The sequence below is a fragment of the Microcystis sp. 0824 genome (genome assembly GCF_003112475.1).
GTDB classification, from domain to species: Bacteria; Cyanobacteriota; Cyanobacteriia; order Cyanobacteriales; family Microcystaceae; genus Microcystis; species Microcystis aeruginosa_C.
This window is the reverse complement of the sequence record NZ_BDSM01000006.1, coordinates 1-18,166: the sequence shown is the minus strand read 5'-3', so window position 1 is coordinate 18,166 and position 18,166 is coordinate 1. Positions and strand designations below refer to the sequence as shown.

The following is an 18,166-nucleotide window of genomic DNA, read 5'->3' as shown; positions in this document are numbered from 1 at the left end:
GTGGCTATCGCCGTTACTCTCACCTTTGTATCAATTGTAAATAATTGTTACAAAGTGTATTGACCTTGAGTCCCCTTGCCTAGTTTGGTATCGGGTGATACTAAACGTCGGGACATATAAACAGTTATAAGGTTGGTCTGGGTTGACCTCTTAGATTCAGTCGGGGGACTGAAGACCTTACTAGGCGGTTATTTCAGGCATTTCAGCCCTATTTCATGCCTAAACGTTTCGCACAGATAAGGAAATTATATCTCTACTGCCGAAAGTCGTCCCTCTACCGGTTCATACTCGTCCTCTAATAGCCAATTTTCCGCTTCCTCGTAACTCGCACCGGTAAATACCACCTGATAACTCTCAGAGGGATCGTAAACGCGATAGTTTCCTGAAGATTCAGCGAGTAAAAGCAAGATATAGGGAGGAGATAGCAGCGGATCGATCCAAACCTCGGCAAAATTCCAATTATTATCGGTTAGGTTAGCTGCAGGGGATAACGTCCTAGGGGTTTTCTGCATCGATCCAATTTTTTCTAGAATGGGGAGAAAAGTAATTGCCATCGATCCATGATTCAGAGTATCTCTTCCTCTTGGTTGTCTGAGTATTCCTCGGCAGTTGCCGCAGGAATTTGCGCTATTTTAGTCTTTTTTGGTTGGTTATGCCTACACCTTAATCTGATCGGCCCGGCTTTTATCCTACTAGCGATCGCCTATGTGGTGGGAGGATACGAGAGTACCCAAGCAGGATTGACGACTTTATGGGAGGAAAAAGAACTAGATGTGGACCTGTTAATGATTGTAGCGGCCTTGGGGGCGGCGATTTTGGGACTCTGGGACAGTAATTACTATCTCATCATCGATGGAGCCGTTTTAATCCTGATTTTCGCCATTAGTGGTGCATTAGAACAGATTGCCATGGCAAAAACCGATCGCAATATTCGTTCTCTCATGGCGATGACTCCCGATACTGCTAGATTAATCACGGGAGACAGGGAAAAAGAGGTTCCTATCAAGCAATTACGGATCGGTGACACAGTTTTGGTCAAACCGGGTGAATTAATCCCCATTGACGGCATTATTATGGAGGGAAACAGTCCCATTAATCAAGCGCCAATTACCGGAGAATCGCTTCCCGTGGATAAAACCATCGGTGAAGAAGTCTTTGCGGGAACTCTCAACGGTGCGGGAGTGCTACGTTTAAAGGTGGAAACTCCCCCCGAAAGTCGCTTAATTGAGAGGGTGATTCGTTTGGTAGAAAAGGCACAAAATGAATCCCCTCCCTCCCAAGAGTTTATCGAAGGTTTCGAGCGAGGTTATGCGAAAATTATCGTGATTTTGGGCTTAATTTTCGGGATTTTACCGCCTTTTTTCTGGGGTTGGACCTGGGAAACCACTATCTATCGGGCCTTAATTTTTCTCGTGGTGGCTTCTCCCTGTGCTTTAATGGCCTCGATTATGCCAGCTTTGTTATCGGGTATCGCTAACGGGGCAAAACAGGGGATTTTATTCAAAAATGGCGCAAGATTGGAGATGATCGGCCGCATACGAGCGATCGCTTTTGATAAAACCGGCACTCTCACCCTTGGTAAGTTGCAAGTGGTGGAAATTATCCCTATCCATGCAGTCAGTGAAAATGAGGTGTTAGCGGTGGCTGCATCCCTAGAATCCTGTTCGGAACATCCCATCGGATCCGCTATTACCGCCACAGCCAGGGAACGTGGTATAAATTTCTTCAGTGCTAATCAGGTGCAAGCGGTATCGGGACGGGGTATCACGGGAAAAATTGCCGATAAGTCGGTATCTGTGGGCAATTTTGCCTATATTCGTGACCATATTGCTGATCTTGACCAGAATATCCTAGCTATGCGCGAACGTTTACAAAAAGAAGGCAGAACCCTAGTTTGGGTAGTACAAGAGAATCAGATAATCGGGGCGATCGCCGTGGCCGATACCCTGCGGGAATCGGCAGTTAATCTGGTGAAGCAGCTAAAAAAGATCGGTATCGAACATATCGTTTTAATTACGGGTGATAATCAACAAAGTGCCGATAAAGTCGCTGAAAAACTCGGTATTGAGGAAGTTTACGCTGATTTACTGCCCGAAGATAAGTTAACCGTTATCCAAAATCTGCAAGAAAAATATCACACTGTCGCTATGGTGGGGGATGGCATTAATGACGCGCCCGCTTTAGCTATGGCTAATGTGGGGATTGCCATGGGAAAAGCTGGTAGTGATGTGGCTTTGGAAACGGCCGATATTATCCTTATGTCCGATAATTTAGCCAAAATTCCCAGCGCAATTAACCTTGGTCGTCGTGCCAATCGCATTGTTAAACAGAATATCACTTTCGCCCTCGCGTTTATCGGCATATTGCTAATAGCCAATTTTGCCGGTGATATAACTTTACCTCTTGGTGTCATCGGTCATGAAGGATCGACGGTATTAGTGACTCTAAGCGGTTTAAGATTGTTCAAATAGGGATAAAAATACAGAGAACTATGGGCGAAATCCAGGCAATCCGAGGCACAAAAGATATTTTACCGGCGGAGATCGGTTACTGGCAGTGGTTAGAGGAAACTGCCAGCAGAATTTTAGGGACTGCGCTGTATCAAGAGATACGAACTCCCATTTTTGAACAGACGCAACTTTTTGAACGGGGTATCGGGGAAGCGACGGACGTGGTAGGTAAAGAAATGTACACTTTCCTCGATCGCGGTCAACGTTCCCTGACTTTGCGACCGGAGGGAACGGCTGGGGTCGTTCGCGCCTATATTGAACACAAATTACAGGCCGCCGGAGGAGTACAAAGACTCTGGTATAAGGGGCCGATGTTTCGTTATGAACGTCCGCAAGCGGGTAGGCAGCGACAGTTTCATCAAATCGGGGTCGAATTGTTGGGAAGTGATGACCCTAGGGCGGATGTGGAAGTAATTACCCTTGCCAGCGAGATATTAAAAGCTGTGGGGCTAGAAACCCTAAAATTAGATATTAATTCCCTGGGAAATGCCCAAGATAGGCAAAATTATCGTCAGGCCTTGCTAGATTATTTGACTCCCTACAAAGCTGATTTAGATGCGGATTCTCAACAGAGATTAGAAAAAAATCCCCTGCGAATTTTGGATAGTAAGGACGAGAAAACCAAGATTATCTGTAAGAATGCCCCCAGTATTCTTGAACATATCGGCAGTGATTCTCAAAAGCATTTTGAACGGGTGCAATCTTTACTAACCGATTTGGGAGTTATCTATAATCTTAATCCCTGTTTAGTGCGAGGATTGGACTATTACACCCATACGGCCTTTGAAATTCAGTCCGATGATTTAGGCGCTCAAGCCACGGTTTGCGGTGGTGGTCGTTATGATGGTTTAATAGCTCAATTAGGCGGTCCAGACACGCCAGCAGTGGGTTGGGCGATCGGCTTAGAACGTCTGATTATATTATTACAACAAAAGCAATCTTTATCTTTTTTGGTTCCCGATTTTTATCTCGTCTCCAAAGGAGAAAAAGCTGAGGCCCGCAGTGTGGTGTTAGCGCAGCAATTACGCGGATTGGGGTTTAGCGTCGAGTTAGACTTGAGTGGCAGCGCTTTCGGAAAACAATTTAAACGGGCCGATCGAGCTAAGGCCGTGGGCTGTATAATTTTGGGGGATGCTGAGGCTGAAAATGGCACGGTACAACTGAAATGGATGGCCACCCAAGAACAAATTAGTCTAACCCAAGCGGATTTATTGACACAAGCAGGGGAATTAAAAGCGCAAATCTCTCGGCACAAATCCTAGGTTTTAGCGTCATGACCAAACATTAGGCCTAGGCTAAGATTATGGAATTTATACTGCAAAAACAAGGGGAGAATCACGGACGCACAATTTCTACTAATTCCCTAGAAATTGTCTCGGGAAACTATCGTCTTTTGGCCCGTCTGGATTCTCCTTTTGCTCATATTGAAGTGCGTATCGATTACGAATCTCCCGAAAGTAGCGAACGATATACCCATTATTATCGATCGGATGCCGGGGGTTGGCTGGAAATTTTCTCCTATCGAGATTTGGGAATAGGTAGCTGGAAAATTCGCTGTTATGGGGATATTCTGGCAGAATTGGCGGGGCAAGGTTGGCAAGAAATGTTAACTTTAATTGTTACTCCTGTTAAGATCAATTATCTGGCTCAATTAGAACAGTTGATTAAGACCGAAATTGAACCTTTATTAGCACGAGAATCCTCTCTGGAGATGGTAAAATTAGAACTGGCTGATTTAACCAATAATTCCGCCTTTGTTTTTGATTTATGCCTACCAGAGGAAACAATGACTGCTAGGGAAGGGGTAACTCTAGAACTGCCGGAACCTGCTAATATGAAAAAGAGCCTTCAAAGTTTATCTAATTGCAATTCTGCACCTCTACCCCCGAAAATATCCGGTTCTAATTCTCGCCGAAAATCACCGCAACTGCCCCCAATTCCTAAAAATAAATAGGGTTTGCGGCAAAAAGCTTCTTACTGCGGTTAGGAGTCGGTCGTCGGTTGGGAAAGTCAGAACAAGGAAACTGGCATTTCCGATATAACAATGTCTAACATGACAAACGTGCTACCGTGTTATTATGATCCTCTCGTTCAGGAATACAGCTACTGAAGATATTTTCAACGGTGAGGATACAAAAAAAGCGCGGAAAGTCTGTCCTAGAAATTTATGGAACGTGGCCCGGCGAAAACTCGATTTAGTCGATTCGGCGACCTCCCTAGATGACCTCCGCGTTCCACCTAATAATCGTTTAGAGGTTTTAGTCGGTGATCGGCAAGGTCAGTATAGTATCCGAATCAATGATCAGTACCGTATCTGTTTTATCTGGACTGTAAACGGGGCAAAAATGGTTGAAATCGTTGATTATCATTCCAGTTAAAAAAGGAGTATAAGCATGGTTCGCATACCTACCCATAGAAGACCCACCCATCCGGGCCAGATGCTGAAAGAGGAATTTTTGCAGCCGATGGGAATCACACAACGTCAACTTGCCGACGCAATCGGAGTTCCCTACCGGCAAATTAACGAAATCGTCAACGGTCGTCGGGGGATTACCCCTAGCACCGCTTTAAGACTAGCTAAATACTTGCAAGTCTCTCCTGATTTTTGGTTAAATCTTCAAATCCGATTGGATTTGTTTGATATTAAACAAAAAGAGGGCGAGCAAATTGAAAAAATTCTTCCGTCCCCTATAACAGTAATTACGAGCAAGGGAGGGAGTTAATCAGACTCTTAAAAACTGATTTGGTATTAGCTAGGGTTTAACCCTTCTTTAATCTAGTGAGGCAGCAACTTAAACCTAAGATTTTTTCAAGAACTTCTGACGAACTCGCGAGATTAATAGGTCTAATTCAGGTAACTTCAATAACATCGCACCGAGGAGGAATAAACCCACCGCTACGGTCGAGGCCAAACCCAACTGTAATAATTGCAAGAAAATATTACCAGCACCGAAAACCTTTTCCCAACCCCAACTAGCACCCCAACTACTAACACCAGAAAGTATTGTAATTACCGTTAATCCCAATAAGGATAAACCCCATTCTCCCAGAGGTAAACCCCCTAAACGACGATTTAAAATTACCGTAAAAATGCCCATAGAAATGATATTAACCCCCACGGTTGCTAAAACAATCCCCGGAGTACCAAAAGGTTTATACAAGAGGAAATCCAGCACACCATTGAGAAAAATATTCACCATACTCACCTTAAAGGGAGTGTCACCATCACCCAAGGCATAGAACACTCGTACTAAAACATCGCGGCCGAGATAGAAAAACATCCCGAAACCGTAGGCCATTAATACGGGAACCACCTGTTCCGAGGCAGCCAGATTAAAAGCACCCCGTTGATAGATAACTCGCACTACCGGGAAAGCGAGGGCGATAAAGATAGCGGTGAAGGGTAACATGGTTAAAGCCGTCAATAATAAACCCTGACGGATTCTTTGCTTCAATTCTCCCCAATTTTCCGGTTCCGTCAGTCGAGAAAATATCGGCATAAACGGCACGAGAATCATGTTGGACATGATGCCCAAGGGCGTGAGAACGATAAAACTGGCGTAACGCATGGAAGCGGCGGCATTTTCGATAAAAGAAGCAAAAAAGAGGTCGGTATAAACGTTAATATGCAACATTCCCGAAGATAAGGTCGCCGGAATCATCACCCGCAACACCTCCGACACCCCCGGAATCCGCCAATCCCAACGAAATGTTAATTTTCCTAAACCTGCCTTGACTTGTGCGCCCACTTGTGCTAACCATTGCCAGAGCGCCCCGACGAGAGTACCGCCGGCGAGGACAAAACCCCCCAGTTGAATGTATTGCGGCTCATCAATGCGATCGCCAAGGAACCAGGCCAGCAAACCCACCCCGATAATCACCGCCACACTGGAAAAAAGCGGACTGAGACTCGGTAGCCAGTATTGATCCGCCGCGTTGAGAGTACCGAAACCGATGCCGATTAAACCCGCTAAAACCGCCATGGGGGCCATAATTTGCAGTTGTTGAATGGCCATGCTGCGGGTGGCGGCATCTAAACCGGGGGCGAGAACATCGATAAAAATATTGGCAAAAACGATTAAAAAGACGGTGACAGCTAATAAAATCGCGCTGACTAGGGTGGTGACAGTCTCGACAATCGGCGCGGACTCGGATTTATCTCTTTTGGCCAAAACACTGACCAAAGCGCTATGAAAGGGGCCGTTAATGCCACCGAGGAGAATTAACAGAAAACCGGGGATAACGTAGGCAAAAGCGTAGGCGTTCACCACCGGCCCAACACCGTAGGCAGCGGCGATTACCTGTTCGCGGACTAAACCAAAAACCTTACTGATTAAGGTGGCAACGGCGACAATTCCGGCAATACCGGCTAAGGAACGGGTAGCTTTCTTAGTAATGATGACACCTCGAAAGAAAACAACTGCATTGATTGATTCTACCCGTTTCTGTGTTCCCGCCGAAAAGCGCTCTCTAGTTGTCAAATTTAATTTGACTGGAGTGTATAACACCCATTTCCCCACAGACATCCCCATCATACCAAGGGCCAACCGAACCATAAATATTGATGGTTCTACTCTTGATCACGAAAATTGCCCGTTCAAGAAAACTTAACAATGCCCACCAGCGATCGCGGTTTTAAAGTTTAATTAACAACAAGATTAACAAGAAGAGGGCGATCGCACTGACCTCCGACAAGATCGGCGATCGCCTTCAAGAATTGCACTAAAGTGTATCTCGGTATTCTTCAAGTAGGGCTAAAATATCTGCTAGTTGGTTTCTGTGGAAGTTGTTGGGGTTAAGTTGGAATCGGATGATTGCAGTACGGTATCGAGTTTCGATTCGAGTTCGGCGAGTTTCTCGTTCTGTTTTTTCAAGTCGGACAAGCCCCCGTAGGATTTGATCCAATGTAACAAGGCTGAAAGTAATCCCTGCGAAGAGAAGTCCGAACCATTGGGGGATGATAATTTGTTCGTTGCCGAGTTGGATTGAGTCATAGTTGAGGATTATTCCTGTTAAAAAGACGAATAGGGTGCTAAGGATACCGATAAAGGTCTGAAAATCAGGCATTAGATTTTTGTTGACTTAATTTCATTTTAGCATTGAGTTTTCAAGGCAAATTGTTTTGAAAAATGCCCCTTATCAACCATCAACAATCAAACCGCGACCGCAAAATTTTCTAAATTTTGCAATACTAAAAAATACTTGTCTTAGTCATCAACGTTTTTGACGGGTTACAGTATGCTAAACCATCCTATGGGATCAGCGATCGCAATGAGAGGTGTTACAACTGCTTCACTCATAGCTTTAACCGATAGCTCGTAGACTATTTTCTATCCCTTGGGGTAACACGGCGATTGACGTTTCCAAGGCTAAAATAATCGCGGTTTTAAAGTTTAATTAACCAGAAGAGGGCGATCGCACTAGATGAAAGGGTTTCTAAGGCGATCGCCAAAGGTTTAAGGATGCGAGGGATTGATGTTACAATGTCTTCAGAGGAAGGACTGATTGGGGCTGCTGATAAAGAGCCATTAGTGTATGCTTTGTCGCAAGGCTGAGTTGTTTTCACGTTTCATGTCTCTAATATTGGAAGCAGCGATCGCCGATGATTAAGTTTTGGTTTTTAAATTTAAGATCAGTTTTGGAGACATGAAGAAAATTTGGCAAGGTCTTTTTTCTGTGGTTATTTAGAGGTAGAGGTTGAATTAACCGATGAGCGAGAACAGCATATTATTGATCGCCATCCGGGTACATTACCCGATTATGAGGAGCAATTAGCCCAGACTTTAGCTGATCCAGATTTAATTCGTTCTAGCGATCACGATGAAAAGGCGTTGTTATTTTCTAAGTGGTTTTCAACGATTCGGACGGGACGATTTTTAATTGTGGTGGTGGTTTCCCAATCTGATCTTAGTCGTCATTGGATCGTGACTATATACACAGCCCGAAAAATTACAGGGGGAATAATGGTATGGAAAAAAATCTAACTTTTCGCTATGACCCGACGGGAGATATTCTTTATGTAGATGTCTGTTCTCCCTATGCAGATCAAGAGTCGGAGGAGATTGGGGATGAAATTGTCGCTCGTCTAAATCCGACTTCTGGGGAGATTGAGAATTTGGAGATTTTATTTTTCTCGAAACGCTGGAATCAATCCTTACCGTTACAATTGCCGATTGATGCTGCTTTTCGATTAGTGGGATAATTGAATCCTTTAGAAAAGTGAAGCAGTTATCAGCAGAAATACATCAGGATTGAACGAAAATTGAAACAATACGGATTAATGTCAGGATTTGATGGGGTAAAAACTTAACATTCTTTACAGGTGTATTTAGGTTGGGATGGAATTGACATTTCTTGGGTGTACCATGTTAGTCATTAGTGATCGCCAAAGGTTTAAGGATGCGAGGGATTGATGTTACAATGTCTTCAGAGAAAGCACTGATTGGGGCTTCTGAATGAGGAACAGTTAGCTTATGCTTTATTGCCAAGCCGAGTCATTTTCACTTTTGATGATGGCGATCACTGATGCTTCTACACTCTGTGCTAACATTTTCAATATTATAGGTGCTTTTGTTTTATGAAAAATCAGTTATTAAAATTAGCTTTTGAAGTAGAAATTGAAGAAGGGGAGCAACTCAATCTTCCCAGTTCTATTGTGCAAGGAATTGGTAAAGGGAAGTGGGTGATCACCATTCAGCCCAAAACGTTGGTTAGCGATCGCCTTCATTCTTCTTTTCTGAATAGTTATGCCCCAGAAGACGAAGGTTTATATGACGATTATTAAAGGCGGAGCCAATCTTTCAGCCCGTTTTCAATTAATTTCATCTGTGATTCCGATAGCATTCCAAGCTTTTTCACAAAATAGGGTGGAGGAACGGTTACAAAACCCTGAAGTAGGAAGGCACCTTTTCTTTTCAGAAAGGGAAGGTCGATCTGAATCTCATATTGGGAGCCTCTGATACTAGTTGTATGAGGAATCACACCAATCAAAGCTCGATCCTCATCGAAAATTTGGGTCTGAAACCCCGTCGTTCTACGACGGCTTTACTGTTAAATATTAGCGCATTTACACGATATATGCTAGAATGCGAGATATGGAAAAAGCCTATTCGTTTCGATTTTACCCAACACCCGAACAAGAGTCGCTATTGCGGCGCACCTTGGGCTGTGTAAGATTGGTTTACAATAAAGCTCTCCATCTCAGAACACAAGCTTGGTATGAAAGACAAGAAAGAGTAGGATATACTGAAACTTCTTCAATGTTGACCGAGTGGAAAAAACAAGAAGAATTAGAGTTTTTAAACGAAGTAAGCTGTGTACCTTTACAACAAGGGTTAAGACACCTACAAACAGCTTTCACTAATTTCTTGGCTGGTCGTACTAAGTATCCTAACTTTAAGAAAAAACATCAGGGAGGAAGTGCCGAATTTACCAAATCAGCCTTTAAATTTAAAGACAAACAAATCTATTTAGCTAAATGCACAGAACCTTTACCTATTCGATGGTCAAGACAAATCCCAGAAAGCTGTGAACCAAGCACAGTAACAGTCAGATTACATCCTTCTGGACGCTGGCATATCTCAATAAGATTTGATGACCCAACGATTAAGCCTCTACCAGTAACAGATAAAGCCATTGGAATTGACTTAGGAATTAGTAGCCTCGTGATTACCAGCGATGGCGATAAAGTATCTAATCCTAAGCATTTTAAAAAGCATTATCGGAGACTGCGAAAAGCACAAAAAAATCTTTCTAGAAAACAGAAAGGGTCAAAAAATCGGGAAAAAGCAAGAATCAAAGTAGCCAAGATTCACGCTCAAATCACCGATAGCAGAAAATACCATTTACACAAGCTAACCACTCAATTAGTTCGTGAAAACCAAACGATTGTGGTTGAGAATTTAGCCGTTAAGAATATGGTCAAAAACCCGAAATTATCTCAGGCAATATCTGACGTTAGTTGGGGAGAAATTACCCGACAATTAGCCTATAAATGCCGTTGGTACGGCAGAAACTACATCGAAATAGATAGATGGTTTCCTAGCTCTAAAAGATGTAGTAATTGCGGGTATATTGCTGAAAAAATGCCGTTAAATATTCGAGAATGGGACTGTCCAGACTGTGGGACTCACCATGACCGAGATATTAACGCAAGTAAAAACATTTTGGCCGCAGGGCTTGCGGTGTCAGTCTGTAGAGCGACCATAAGACCAGAACAGAGTAAATCTGTTAAGGCAGGTGCGGAACCCCGCAAGGGAAAGAAGCAGAAACCTAAATCGTGAGGTTTGGGAATCACCGTCCGTTTACGGCGGTGAGGATGTCAACTCCATAAGGTTCACTCACAACAAGAGCGGGGCGTACTTTTGCTGCTATCCCAAAATCAATCAACCAAACTTCGCTACGAACTGGCTTCGGATTCCCCATCTGCTTCCTCCTCTGCATCTAGACGAGCAAACGATTGAGCGGCAAAAAGAACTGCATCATCATTACTCCAATCACCATAGTCTCCAGTCGGACTCAGGCTGGCTGAAAGGAACTCAGATTTTTCTCTAGCTGAAAGTTTTTTGAACTGTCTAAGAAGTGTTACAACTGCTTCACTCATGGCTTCAACTGATCGCTTGTAGATTACTTTCTGTCCACTAGGGTAACACGGCGATCTCTCTTTCAAAAACCAAAATGATCGCGGTTTTAAAGTTTAATTAACAAGAAGATAGCGATCGCACTGGATGAAGGTGTTTCTAAGGCGATCGCCCTAAATACCACCTCTTAGCTCTTCCACATCATTTAACGTCAGAGGTGCTTGGGAACTGTGGCGAACATACAACACATAAACGGTATCATCTCGAATGGCAAAAAGCACTCGATACACATTTTTTGCTTTTCCATAGAGAAGTTGGCGTACTTCTTCGGGAAAAATTTCATGTTCTACGGCCAATGCACAACGCTGAGGTTTCTCTTGGAGAGTTGCTATCGTATTCATTAATCCTCGAAACCAGCGATCAGCAAATTCAGGATTACGCTCTCGATACCAGCGATAGGCTTGTTCAATCTGAGCTTCTGCAATTGGGGTAATTTCAACCTGAAATGTCATATTTTTGTTGCATTTCCTGAACGAAATCTTCAATCGGGCGAGTTTGACCCGCGTTTAGTTCCTCAAAGCCTTGCTGAATCCCCTTGATTGTTTCCAATTGTTCTAATAGTTGGCTTAGTTTAACAGAATTGATTTTGTCAGGATCGAGAAAGGTGACGAGAACCTGGGTGCGATCGCCAATATCTTGCGGTGGTTCGGTGAAGCGGATTTGTCCATCCTGATAAATGCCTTCGATGGTTTTTAGCATGGTTTGCTGTTGGGTTGGTTTCCTCTTCAATTTTAGCAGCTAATTTGAAAGGGCTGAATATGCCATAATTTAGGGTGTAAGACACGGAGAGCCATTGGGGATTGATCGAGTGGTTTTGTTATCTCGACAAAAGCGGAGAAAAAGTAATTTATGGCAACGTCGTTTTTGGGAATATTTAATGTGAGATGAACGAGATTATGGGTTACATTGTGATTATATTGATTACAATTCTGGGCGGCATGGGTTAGGTTTAAAACCACAGGATTGGCCATTTTCTAGGGTTTATCGGTTTATCAGGGCTTTTATCCGACCGATTGGGGAATGACGAAAATTCCCATTATTCCCGATAATATTGGGTGATGAGTAACAGTAGTAATTTAAAGGAAAAAGGCGCGTTAACAAACGCACCCTACGCTAAGAGGGTGTCGGAGTGGAAGTTTTATTTATCCAGTCTGTTACATTAGTAAATCCTAATCTGAGAAATTGCGCCCCATTTTGTTGAAAATAAGAAGGCCCTATTATCGTCAATGTGGCAATGGCAGATTCTGCTGAAAGATTATATGTTTGAGGGCGGAAAGAAGAAACGATGAAATTCGATTTATTGAATAGTAACATCAATCGTCCGTCTGTAGCTTGTAAATTTTGAGTAATTATGGTAAGTGTTTTGGGATTACCCTCAGAAACGTCGCCCAAAAAGGCTTTTAAATCGTATATATATTTTTGTTTACTTTGAGGAACATAAGCTATTGTACAAGTTTCAGACACTAAAGATGAAACAGAATTATGTCTTGTTTTATAGTGAAGGTCAGAGCCAGCCGAAATGCTTCCGAATGGAACATTCTCGAACAAATTCAAGTAATCTTGATAATTTTCAATGGAGTTGATTTTCCATTTCGCTTTTATTCGAAGAAAATCCGCAATTGTAGACATAACATTAGCTGGACTGTTTAGAAAGTTTTTAAGGAAAGTCTGGTATTCAGGATCTCCTTGAGATGGAACTGGGGGCTGAAGCTTTTCAGTTTGCTCCAACACTATCTTTTCGTCAGTTCCGGTAAGACTGGTAATCACTAGCAACTTATTATGAGAATTCAGAGGCGCAGCATTCATATTGTTTTAGCTCCTAAATATTAGTGGAGAATAGCAATCCTAAATGATTCGTGTTGTTGAGATGCTCGAAACCATTGCTTAGAGCGGATCGATATTTACAACTGGTTTGGGACTACTATATCGCTGATCTATCAGAATGGGAGTAGTTAAATCAACTCCAAATTTTGAAAGCCTTGATGAGCAAGGGATCATTAACCTAATTTCTGATAGAAACTCTAAAAAGCGGTTTCTATTAGGTATTGATTGCTAAAAGGCTTACTCTGAGAAGATGCTAGAGTTTAGATATAACAAGAATTTTCCTAGAGTAATAGATCAGCGATATATTTCAAGAAAATTAGTCAAGACAGGGGGTTTTAGCCGCTCCAACACTTTTATTTTTAGTGCTCATCTGATCAAGCCAGCTCTGTGTATCTGTTTTTTGTTGGGCACTGAATACATTTACAACCTGATTCCAACTAGCTACGGATAGTTGATATTGTGCTCGTACAAGAAAGTAGGATGCCTCAAAGGTAATAGTACCTTTATTATTTTCTGATTTTATAGAAAATTCACTACTATATAACGAAAATTGAACATCTCCTGAAGAATCTACCTGCAATAAATTTTGTGCAAAGTTCGAGACTCTTTCCTGTTGACCAGCATAAGAAAGGGCAGCCGAAGCTAAAGTTTTTACGGAGGTTAATACCTGAGCTATATCGCTTTCTGCAAGACCAATAAAGCCACCCACAAAACTGTTTATTAGAGTGTCGGCATTGTGGCTTTTTTCCTTAACTTCTAGCGTGTTTGCCGAAAGTAAAGTTAGAAAAGGTGCATCGGCAATATTTTGCGTAAATTGAAGAAAATGTGCTTTATTGCCAGTCCCTTCCACATCTATAGGATTAAACTCAGCACGAACTCGGCTAAGGTTAGCAGTAGTCTGCATGCCCTCAAAAACACTCACAGGTGCAGATCCTGGGGATGCAGCACTGTCTGCTTTTGCTTTATAGTCTCCAACTGCTGCTGCATTTGCTGGATTCATGATTTGTGGAGCATTGAACGACTGAACAAGCATACCAGGCGTAAATGGTTGATTTACCCAATCTAACCATTCTTGCGTTTCTTTAATTAGTGTTTGAGTATTCATAATTGTCTTTTTTGTCTAAGATTAATTTGCACATCGCGTTAAACATCTTCATTTCAACACAACCAACATTTCTACACAACCAAAGTTTACCAACTTAAGGAAAAAATCCACAAAATTCCCCAAATCCCTACCCCGCCTAACTTCCAGCCCCTCAACCCTCCCGCAAAAAACCTTAACTTGGGAAAAATCCCCAACTTTACCAACTTAAGCCCAACCCTTGTCAAAATATCCTGACAATTTCCCCCCTCTCCCAACCCCAAACTTATACTTCATACCCAAGACACCAAAAACAACTATGCCAGCATCCCACCTTATCCATCTCCACAGACCAGAAACCCACCCCACCGCAGAAACGAGAGAAACCTCTTGTCTCCGCAACCCTGGGATGATTCCATAGCGACAAACTGAGAATGGAGAAAAGCCAAGCCTTAACGACCCTGAAATTAACCTGAAAACCCGAACACCAAAAGCTGATCAAAGCCAAACTAAATACAGGACGTTATGCCAATCCAGATGAAATCATTGCCGAAGCCTTACAATTACTCAGTAAACGCGATCGCTATCAACAATGGGCAATCGAGTTTGATCCCCCTAAATCCCCCGTTCGGCTGATCTCACGGCCGAAGCCTTAAAAAAGGGGACTTTCTTGAAGAGGCGAAGGAATTGATGGAGAAACCGCGATACAATCAGCGATCGCCCGATAAATCTCTATAATATTCTATAATATCGAGTATTCCCCCATCCCAAACCAGCCATGACAGCCAAAGAACAACTCCTACAGGAAATCGAAACCGCCTCCGATGAAACCATTGACCAACTCCTCAACTTCCTCCATCAAACCCAAACCACCAAACCGAAACAACCCTTTTGGCAATTTATCGAAGAACTCACCGCCGATATTCCCCCAGAAGTCTTAGAAACCCTACCCACCGATGGAGCCGAACAACACGATCATTATCTTTATGGCACACCAAAACAATAACAATGAAACTCATCTTTGCTGATACTTTTTATTGGATTGCCTTGATTAATCCCAGGGATAACTGGCACACTATTGCCTTAGATTATGCCCAGAAATATGCAGATGATTACCTAATAACTACCGATGGCATTGTAGATGAAACACTCAATTATTTTGCAACTAAAGGTGCGATTATGCGTCGAAAAGCTCTTGCGACCTACTTTCAAATCCGTCAAGAGCCGAACATGGAAATTATTTCTTATACGCCTCAACTCAGACAAGCTGGAATTCAACTATTTGATGAACGTCCTGATAAGGGCTATAGCCTGACAGACTGCATTTCTATGATTGTGATGAAACAAAGGAGAATTGCAGAAGTATTAACCCATGACAAACACTTCACCCAAGAAAACTTTCGGATTTTATTTCAGGATTCCAATTTTAATAACCTTACTTAGAATTTGATTGCTTAGAGCAGTATTTCATTATTGATCTCCACAAAATCGGGCATCGTCAGGAAATTTATCAAGCATAACGGTGATCGCTATAATATCGAATATCTCCCGTCCCCAAAACTCCCTACTCCCTTGACCAGCAATGAAAAGCGTCACCTCAAGTAAATTACAAAATAACCTAGATCAACTGCTCGATGAAATCCTCAACACAGGAAAACCCCTAGAAATTGAGCGCAACGGCAAACGATTAATCATTAGTCCCGTTGAAACCGTAGATAAATTACAAAAATTAATTTATCGTCCTCAAGCCATTATTGGCGATCCCGATGATCTTGTACAAATCAGTTGGGAACAGGAGATAAACCTTGATTTACCTTGATACTCATATTGTTGTCTGGCTTTATGCAGGACTAACTGCTAAATTAAGCGATTGCGCCAAACATCTAATTAACGAGAATGAACTCTATATTTCGCCGATAGTAAGGCTAGGGTTACAATATTTATACGAAATTGGGCGAATTACTGAAAAATCAGACGACATTGTTCTAGAATTAGTAAGTTGCCTTGATTTAAAGGTATGTAAAAAAGATTTTATAGCAATTTCCATAGTTGTGAGGTACAGAGTCTTAGGTTTTGAGGAGTCAGGAGTCAGGAGTTAAGATTTTGGTGTACCTCATGAGATTGGGAAACGCTATAATTTAATTATTAATCAGTCTGTCATTATTAACTGGACTCGTGATCCCTTTGAGCGCTTAATTGTTAGTAACGCTTCAGTAGATAACCATATTTTGCTCACCAAAGATTATCACATTTTAAATCATTATGAAAATGCCGTATGGGATTAATCACAATCTATGGGAAATTGATGAAGCATAACGGCGATCAGATCATTCAATCGCTAAATAACGATAGACTCCTATAGGTTAAGTACATAATAACTGTTCAAGGAGAATCATCGGTGATCTCACCTAGTTAAAATCCTGACTCCTAGCGCAAACTTTAAATATTGTAAAAAAAGTAATTTTTTGTATCCCCACTGATTACCATAATGGAAAATTCTGCTAATCTCTATGTTGATGAGGTAACTTATGGAACAGTCAAAGGGTAAATCCTCTCGTCAGCGCGGCGTAATCTTAACCTCTATCGGCTACCAAAAACTGCACCGTGCTAAAGTGAATTGGGAAATAAAACAAAACACTCGCTGCACCTTAGACATTCTTAGCCAACACACTGGACTGACTGCCAATACTCTCAGTAAAATTTTTAGTCGCTCTGTCGCCGTTGATAAACGTAGTCTGTACGTCTGCTTTTCTGCCTTTAATCTCGATTTAGACGGTCAAGATTATTTATCCAGTTTTACCCTTACCTACAAAGACCGCCAATTTTCACATTGGGGGATAAATATGAACTGTTAAAAAGAAGGTGACAGCTAATAAAATCCCACTGACTAGGGTGGTAATAGTCTCGACAATCGGCGCGGACTCGGATTTATCTCTTTTGGCCAAAACACTGACCAAAGCGCTATGAAAGGGGCCTTAATACCACCGAGGAGAATTAACAGAAAACCGGGGATAACGTAGGCAAAAGCGTAGGCGTTCACCACTGGCCCAACACCGTAGGCAGCGGCGATTACCTGTTCGCGGACTAAACCAAAAACCTTACTGATTAAGGTGGCAACGGCGACAATTCCGGCAATGCCGGCTAAGGAACGGGTAGCTTTCTTAGTAATGATGACACCTCGAAAGAAAACAACTGCATTGATTGATTCTACCCGTTTCTGTGTTCCCGCAGAAAAGCGCTCTCTAGTTGTCAAATTTAATTTGACTGGAGTGTATAACACCCATTTCCCCACAGACATCCGTATAATACCAAGGGCCAACCGAACCATAAATATTGATGGTTCTACGTTCTCTGACTGAACAGATGATATTGCCATTGGGGGACGTTCTCACATTTGATGGTGGAGAAAACACTGTTGCCGCAGCGATTCTTGATGTAGATTGAGAACTATCGAATCTGTAACTACACACCACCTCTAGCATTGTTTGAGTCGCTTGAGAGCGGGGACGATGAATTTGTCTTTCGGGAAAAGTCGTCCAAGTTCCGTTATCACAATTAGCTTGGCTAACCAGTCGTTGATTTCCCAAGTAATAAACAAAGTCAACACTACGCGAACTAGCCGGAACAATCGAACATAAATCGATGTTAACGCTTTTTCCCGTCACAGCAGTTCCGGCAAAGTAATTACAAGTTTGAGCCAAAACTATATTTGGTTTTGCCCAGGAAGCACCGACTACCATTGTCAAAGATAGACTAGAAATCAAAATAATTTTTTTCATGGTTGATTTGACATTTTCTGGCGGCTTTTTCTGAGATTATTTTATACTCAATTGAATTGTGGCTAAAAGCTGATGGCAACAAAATATTAGTATTTCTTCTTATAGCACTTCTTGGAGCTATGAGGTACAATGAAAAGCAAATAGACAAATAATAGAACTCGCCAGCTTCCTATGAGACCCTATTCCGTAGATTTTCGCCAAAAAATTATCGATGTCTGGAAGAAAGAAAAAATTTCTATTCGAGGACTAGCCCAGAGATTTGACGTGGCTAAAAGCTTTATTCAGAAGTTATTGAAGCAACATAAAGAAACAGGAGATATCCGTCCTCGTCCA

Annotated in this window: 24 protein-coding genes and 2 pseudogenes; 15 read left to right on the top strand and 11 right to left on the bottom strand. The window is 42.3% G+C overall.

The annotated features are described in order from the left end of the window. Positions 1–245 precede the first annotated feature (245 nt). Positions 246–554 carry a hypothetical protein gene (locus N0824_RS02410; RefSeq protein WP_108935559.1) on the bottom strand — a complete coding sequence of 103 codons (309 nt, stop codon included), beginning with the start codon at positions 552–554 and terminating at the stop codon, positions 246–248. A 6-nt stretch (positions 555–560) separates the two neighbouring features. Here N0824_RS02410 and N0824_RS02405 point away from each other — a divergent pair, with 6 nt between their 5' ends. The 5 genes from N0824_RS02405 to N0824_RS02385 all read left to right on the top strand — a co-directional run bounded on the left by N0824_RS02405 (position 561) and on the right by N0824_RS02385 (position 5,233). Then, positions 561–2,471 carry a heavy metal translocating P-type ATPase gene (locus N0824_RS02405; protein WP_108935558.1) on the top strand — a complete coding sequence of 637 codons (1,911 nt, stop codon included), beginning with the start codon at positions 561–563 and terminating at the stop codon, positions 2,469–2,471. 20 nt (positions 2,472–2,491) lie between these two features. Next, a complete protein-coding gene (gene hisS, locus N0824_RS02400) occupies positions 2,492–3,772 on the top strand; it encodes a histidine--tRNA ligase (RefSeq protein WP_108935557.1) in 1,281 nt (426 codons plus the stop codon). Positions 3,773–3,813: 41 nt separating this feature from the next. Beyond that, positions 3,814–4,464, top strand: coding sequence for a hypothetical protein (locus tag N0824_RS02395; protein ID WP_108935556.1), 651 nt, complete (start codon positions 3,814–3,816; stop codon positions 4,462–4,464). A 124-nt stretch (positions 4,465–4,588) separates the two neighbouring features. Beyond that, positions 4,589–4,888, top strand: a complete 300-nt coding sequence (locus tag N0824_RS02390) for a type II toxin-antitoxin system RelE/ParE family toxin (RefSeq protein ID WP_046663076.1) — start codon at positions 4,589–4,591, stop codon at positions 4,886–4,888. Positions 4,889–4,903: 15 nt separating this feature from the next. Continuing rightward, positions 4,904–5,233: a HigA family addiction module antitoxin gene (locus N0824_RS02385; protein WP_108935555.1), complete on the top strand. Its 330-nt coding sequence runs from the start codon at positions 4,904–4,906 to the stop codon at positions 5,231–5,233. A gap of 75 nt (positions 5,234–5,308) precedes the next feature. On the opposite strand, the gene murJ is transcribed toward N0824_RS02385, so the two are convergent. The 3 genes from murJ to N0824_RS20465 form a co-directional block, all read right to left on the bottom strand. Beyond that, complete coding sequence (gene murJ, locus N0824_RS02380; RefSeq protein ID WP_108935554.1) at positions 5,309–7,036, bottom strand: murein biosynthesis integral membrane protein MurJ; 1,728 nt, start codon at positions 7,034–7,036, stop codon at positions 5,309–5,311. Positions 7,037–7,232: 196 nt separating this feature from the next. Next, complete coding sequence (locus N0824_RS02375; RefSeq protein WP_041803606.1) at positions 7,233–7,577, bottom strand: hypothetical protein; 345 nt, start codon at positions 7,575–7,577, stop codon at positions 7,233–7,235. Positions 7,578–7,896: 319 nt separating this feature from the next. Continuing rightward, entirely contained in the window at positions 7,897–8,076 is a 180-nt protein-coding gene (locus N0824_RS20465) for a hypothetical protein (protein ID WP_146184256.1), read from the bottom strand. Between the two features lie 91 nt (positions 8,077–8,167). Here N0824_RS20465 and N0824_RS02370 point away from each other — a divergent pair, with 91 nt between their 5' ends. The 4 genes from N0824_RS02370 (at position 8,168) to N0824_RS02345 (ending at position 10,792) form a co-directional block, all read left to right on the top strand. Beyond that, positions 8,168–8,494, top strand: a complete 327-nt coding sequence (locus N0824_RS02370) for a hypothetical protein (protein WP_108935553.1) — start codon at positions 8,168–8,170, stop codon at positions 8,492–8,494. Continuing rightward, a complete protein-coding gene (locus N0824_RS02365; protein ID WP_002769319.1) occupies positions 8,479–8,712 on the top strand; it encodes a DUF2283 domain-containing protein in 234 nt (77 codons plus the stop codon). The genes N0824_RS02370 and N0824_RS02365 overlap by 16 nt, the downstream gene beginning before the upstream one ends. Before the next feature lie 375 nt (positions 8,713–9,087). Then, the gene (locus tag N0824_RS02360) at positions 9,088–9,294 is read left to right on the top strand and encodes a hypothetical protein (RefSeq protein WP_002760310.1); all 207 of its coding nucleotides are present in this window, start codon (positions 9,088–9,090) and stop codon (positions 9,292–9,294) included. A 310-nt stretch (positions 9,295–9,604) separates the two neighbouring features. Further along, positions 9,605–10,792, top strand: a complete 1,188-nt coding sequence (locus N0824_RS02345) for an RNA-guided endonuclease TnpB family protein (protein WP_108935551.1) — start codon at positions 9,605–9,607, stop codon at positions 10,790–10,792. Positions 10,793–10,908: 116 nt separating this feature from the next. Here the strand turns inward: N0824_RS02345 and N0824_RS02335 are convergent, their stop codons facing one another. The 5 genes from N0824_RS02335 to N0824_RS02310 all read right to left on the bottom strand — a co-directional run bounded on the left by N0824_RS02335 (position 10,909) and on the right by N0824_RS02310 (position 14,078). Further along, positions 10,909–11,112, bottom strand: a complete 204-nt coding sequence (locus N0824_RS02335; protein WP_002797544.1) for a hypothetical protein — start codon at positions 11,110–11,112, stop codon at positions 10,909–10,911. Between the two features lie 150 nt (positions 11,113–11,262). Beyond that, positions 11,263–11,601, bottom strand: coding sequence for a type II toxin-antitoxin system RelE/ParE family toxin (locus tag N0824_RS02330; RefSeq protein ID WP_002797543.1), 339 nt, complete (start codon positions 11,599–11,601; stop codon positions 11,263–11,265). After that, positions 11,585–11,848 carry a hypothetical protein gene (locus N0824_RS02325; RefSeq protein ID WP_108935550.1) on the bottom strand — a complete coding sequence of 88 codons (264 nt, stop codon included), beginning with the start codon at positions 11,846–11,848 and terminating at the stop codon, positions 11,585–11,587. The genes N0824_RS02330 and N0824_RS02325 overlap by 17 nt, the downstream gene beginning before the upstream one ends. Positions 11,849–12,262: 414 nt before the next feature. Beyond that, positions 12,263–12,955 carry a hypothetical protein gene (locus tag N0824_RS02315; protein ID WP_108935549.1) on the bottom strand — a complete coding sequence of 231 codons (693 nt, stop codon included), beginning with the start codon at positions 12,953–12,955 and terminating at the stop codon, positions 12,263–12,265. 334 nt (positions 12,956–13,289) lie between these two features. Further along, positions 13,290–14,078, bottom strand: a complete 789-nt coding sequence (locus N0824_RS02310) for a hypothetical protein (RefSeq protein ID WP_108935548.1) — start codon at positions 14,076–14,078, stop codon at positions 13,290–13,292. A gap of 754 nt (positions 14,079–14,832) precedes the next feature. Between N0824_RS02310 and N0824_RS02300 the strand changes: the two genes are divergently transcribed. The 5 genes from N0824_RS02300 to N0824_RS02275 all read left to right on the top strand — a co-directional run bounded on the left by N0824_RS02300 (position 14,833) and on the right by N0824_RS02275 (position 16,909). Then, positions 14,833–15,060: a hypothetical protein gene (locus tag N0824_RS02300; protein ID WP_045356058.1), complete on the top strand. Its 228-nt coding sequence runs from the start codon at positions 14,833–14,835 to the stop codon at positions 15,058–15,060. Between the two features lie 2 nt (positions 15,061–15,062). Further along, positions 15,063–15,497, top strand: coding sequence for a type II toxin-antitoxin system VapC family toxin (locus N0824_RS02295; protein WP_108935547.1), 435 nt, complete (start codon positions 15,063–15,065; stop codon positions 15,495–15,497). Between the two features lie 139 nt (positions 15,498–15,636). Next, positions 15,637–15,873 (top strand): type II toxin-antitoxin system Phd/YefM family antitoxin, encoded by a 237-nt coding sequence (locus N0824_RS02290; protein WP_108935546.1) that lies wholly within the window; start codon positions 15,637–15,639, stop codon positions 15,871–15,873. Then, complete coding sequence (locus tag N0824_RS21825; RefSeq protein WP_373456614.1) at positions 15,860–16,153, top strand: type II toxin-antitoxin system VapC family toxin; 294 nt, start codon at positions 15,860–15,862, stop codon at positions 16,151–16,153. Before N0824_RS02290 ends, N0824_RS21825 begins: the two co-directional genes overlap by 14 nt. A 429-nt stretch (positions 16,154–16,582) precedes the next feature. After that, positions 16,583–16,909, top strand: coding sequence for a hypothetical protein (locus N0824_RS02275; RefSeq protein WP_108935545.1), 327 nt, complete (start codon positions 16,583–16,585; stop codon positions 16,907–16,909). Here the strand turns inward: N0824_RS02275 and N0824_RS02270 are convergent. Next, a pseudogene (locus tag N0824_RS02270) lies at positions 16,901–17,352 on the bottom strand (lipid II flippase MurJ); the annotation flags it as partial. The gene N0824_RS02275 and the pseudogene N0824_RS02270 sit on opposite strands and share 9 nt — an antisense overlap. Further along, on the bottom strand, positions 17,297–17,833 hold the full coding sequence (locus N0824_RS02265) for a hypothetical protein (RefSeq protein WP_108935544.1): 537 nt from the start codon (positions 17,831–17,833) through the stop codon (positions 17,297–17,299). The gene N0824_RS02265 and the pseudogene N0824_RS02270, both read right to left, overlap by 56 nt. A 171-nt stretch (positions 17,834–18,004) precedes the next feature. Here N0824_RS02265 and N0824_RS02260 point away from each other — a divergent pair. Then, positions 18,005–18,166: pseudogene (locus N0824_RS02260) on the top strand (IS630 family transposase); the annotation flags it as partial.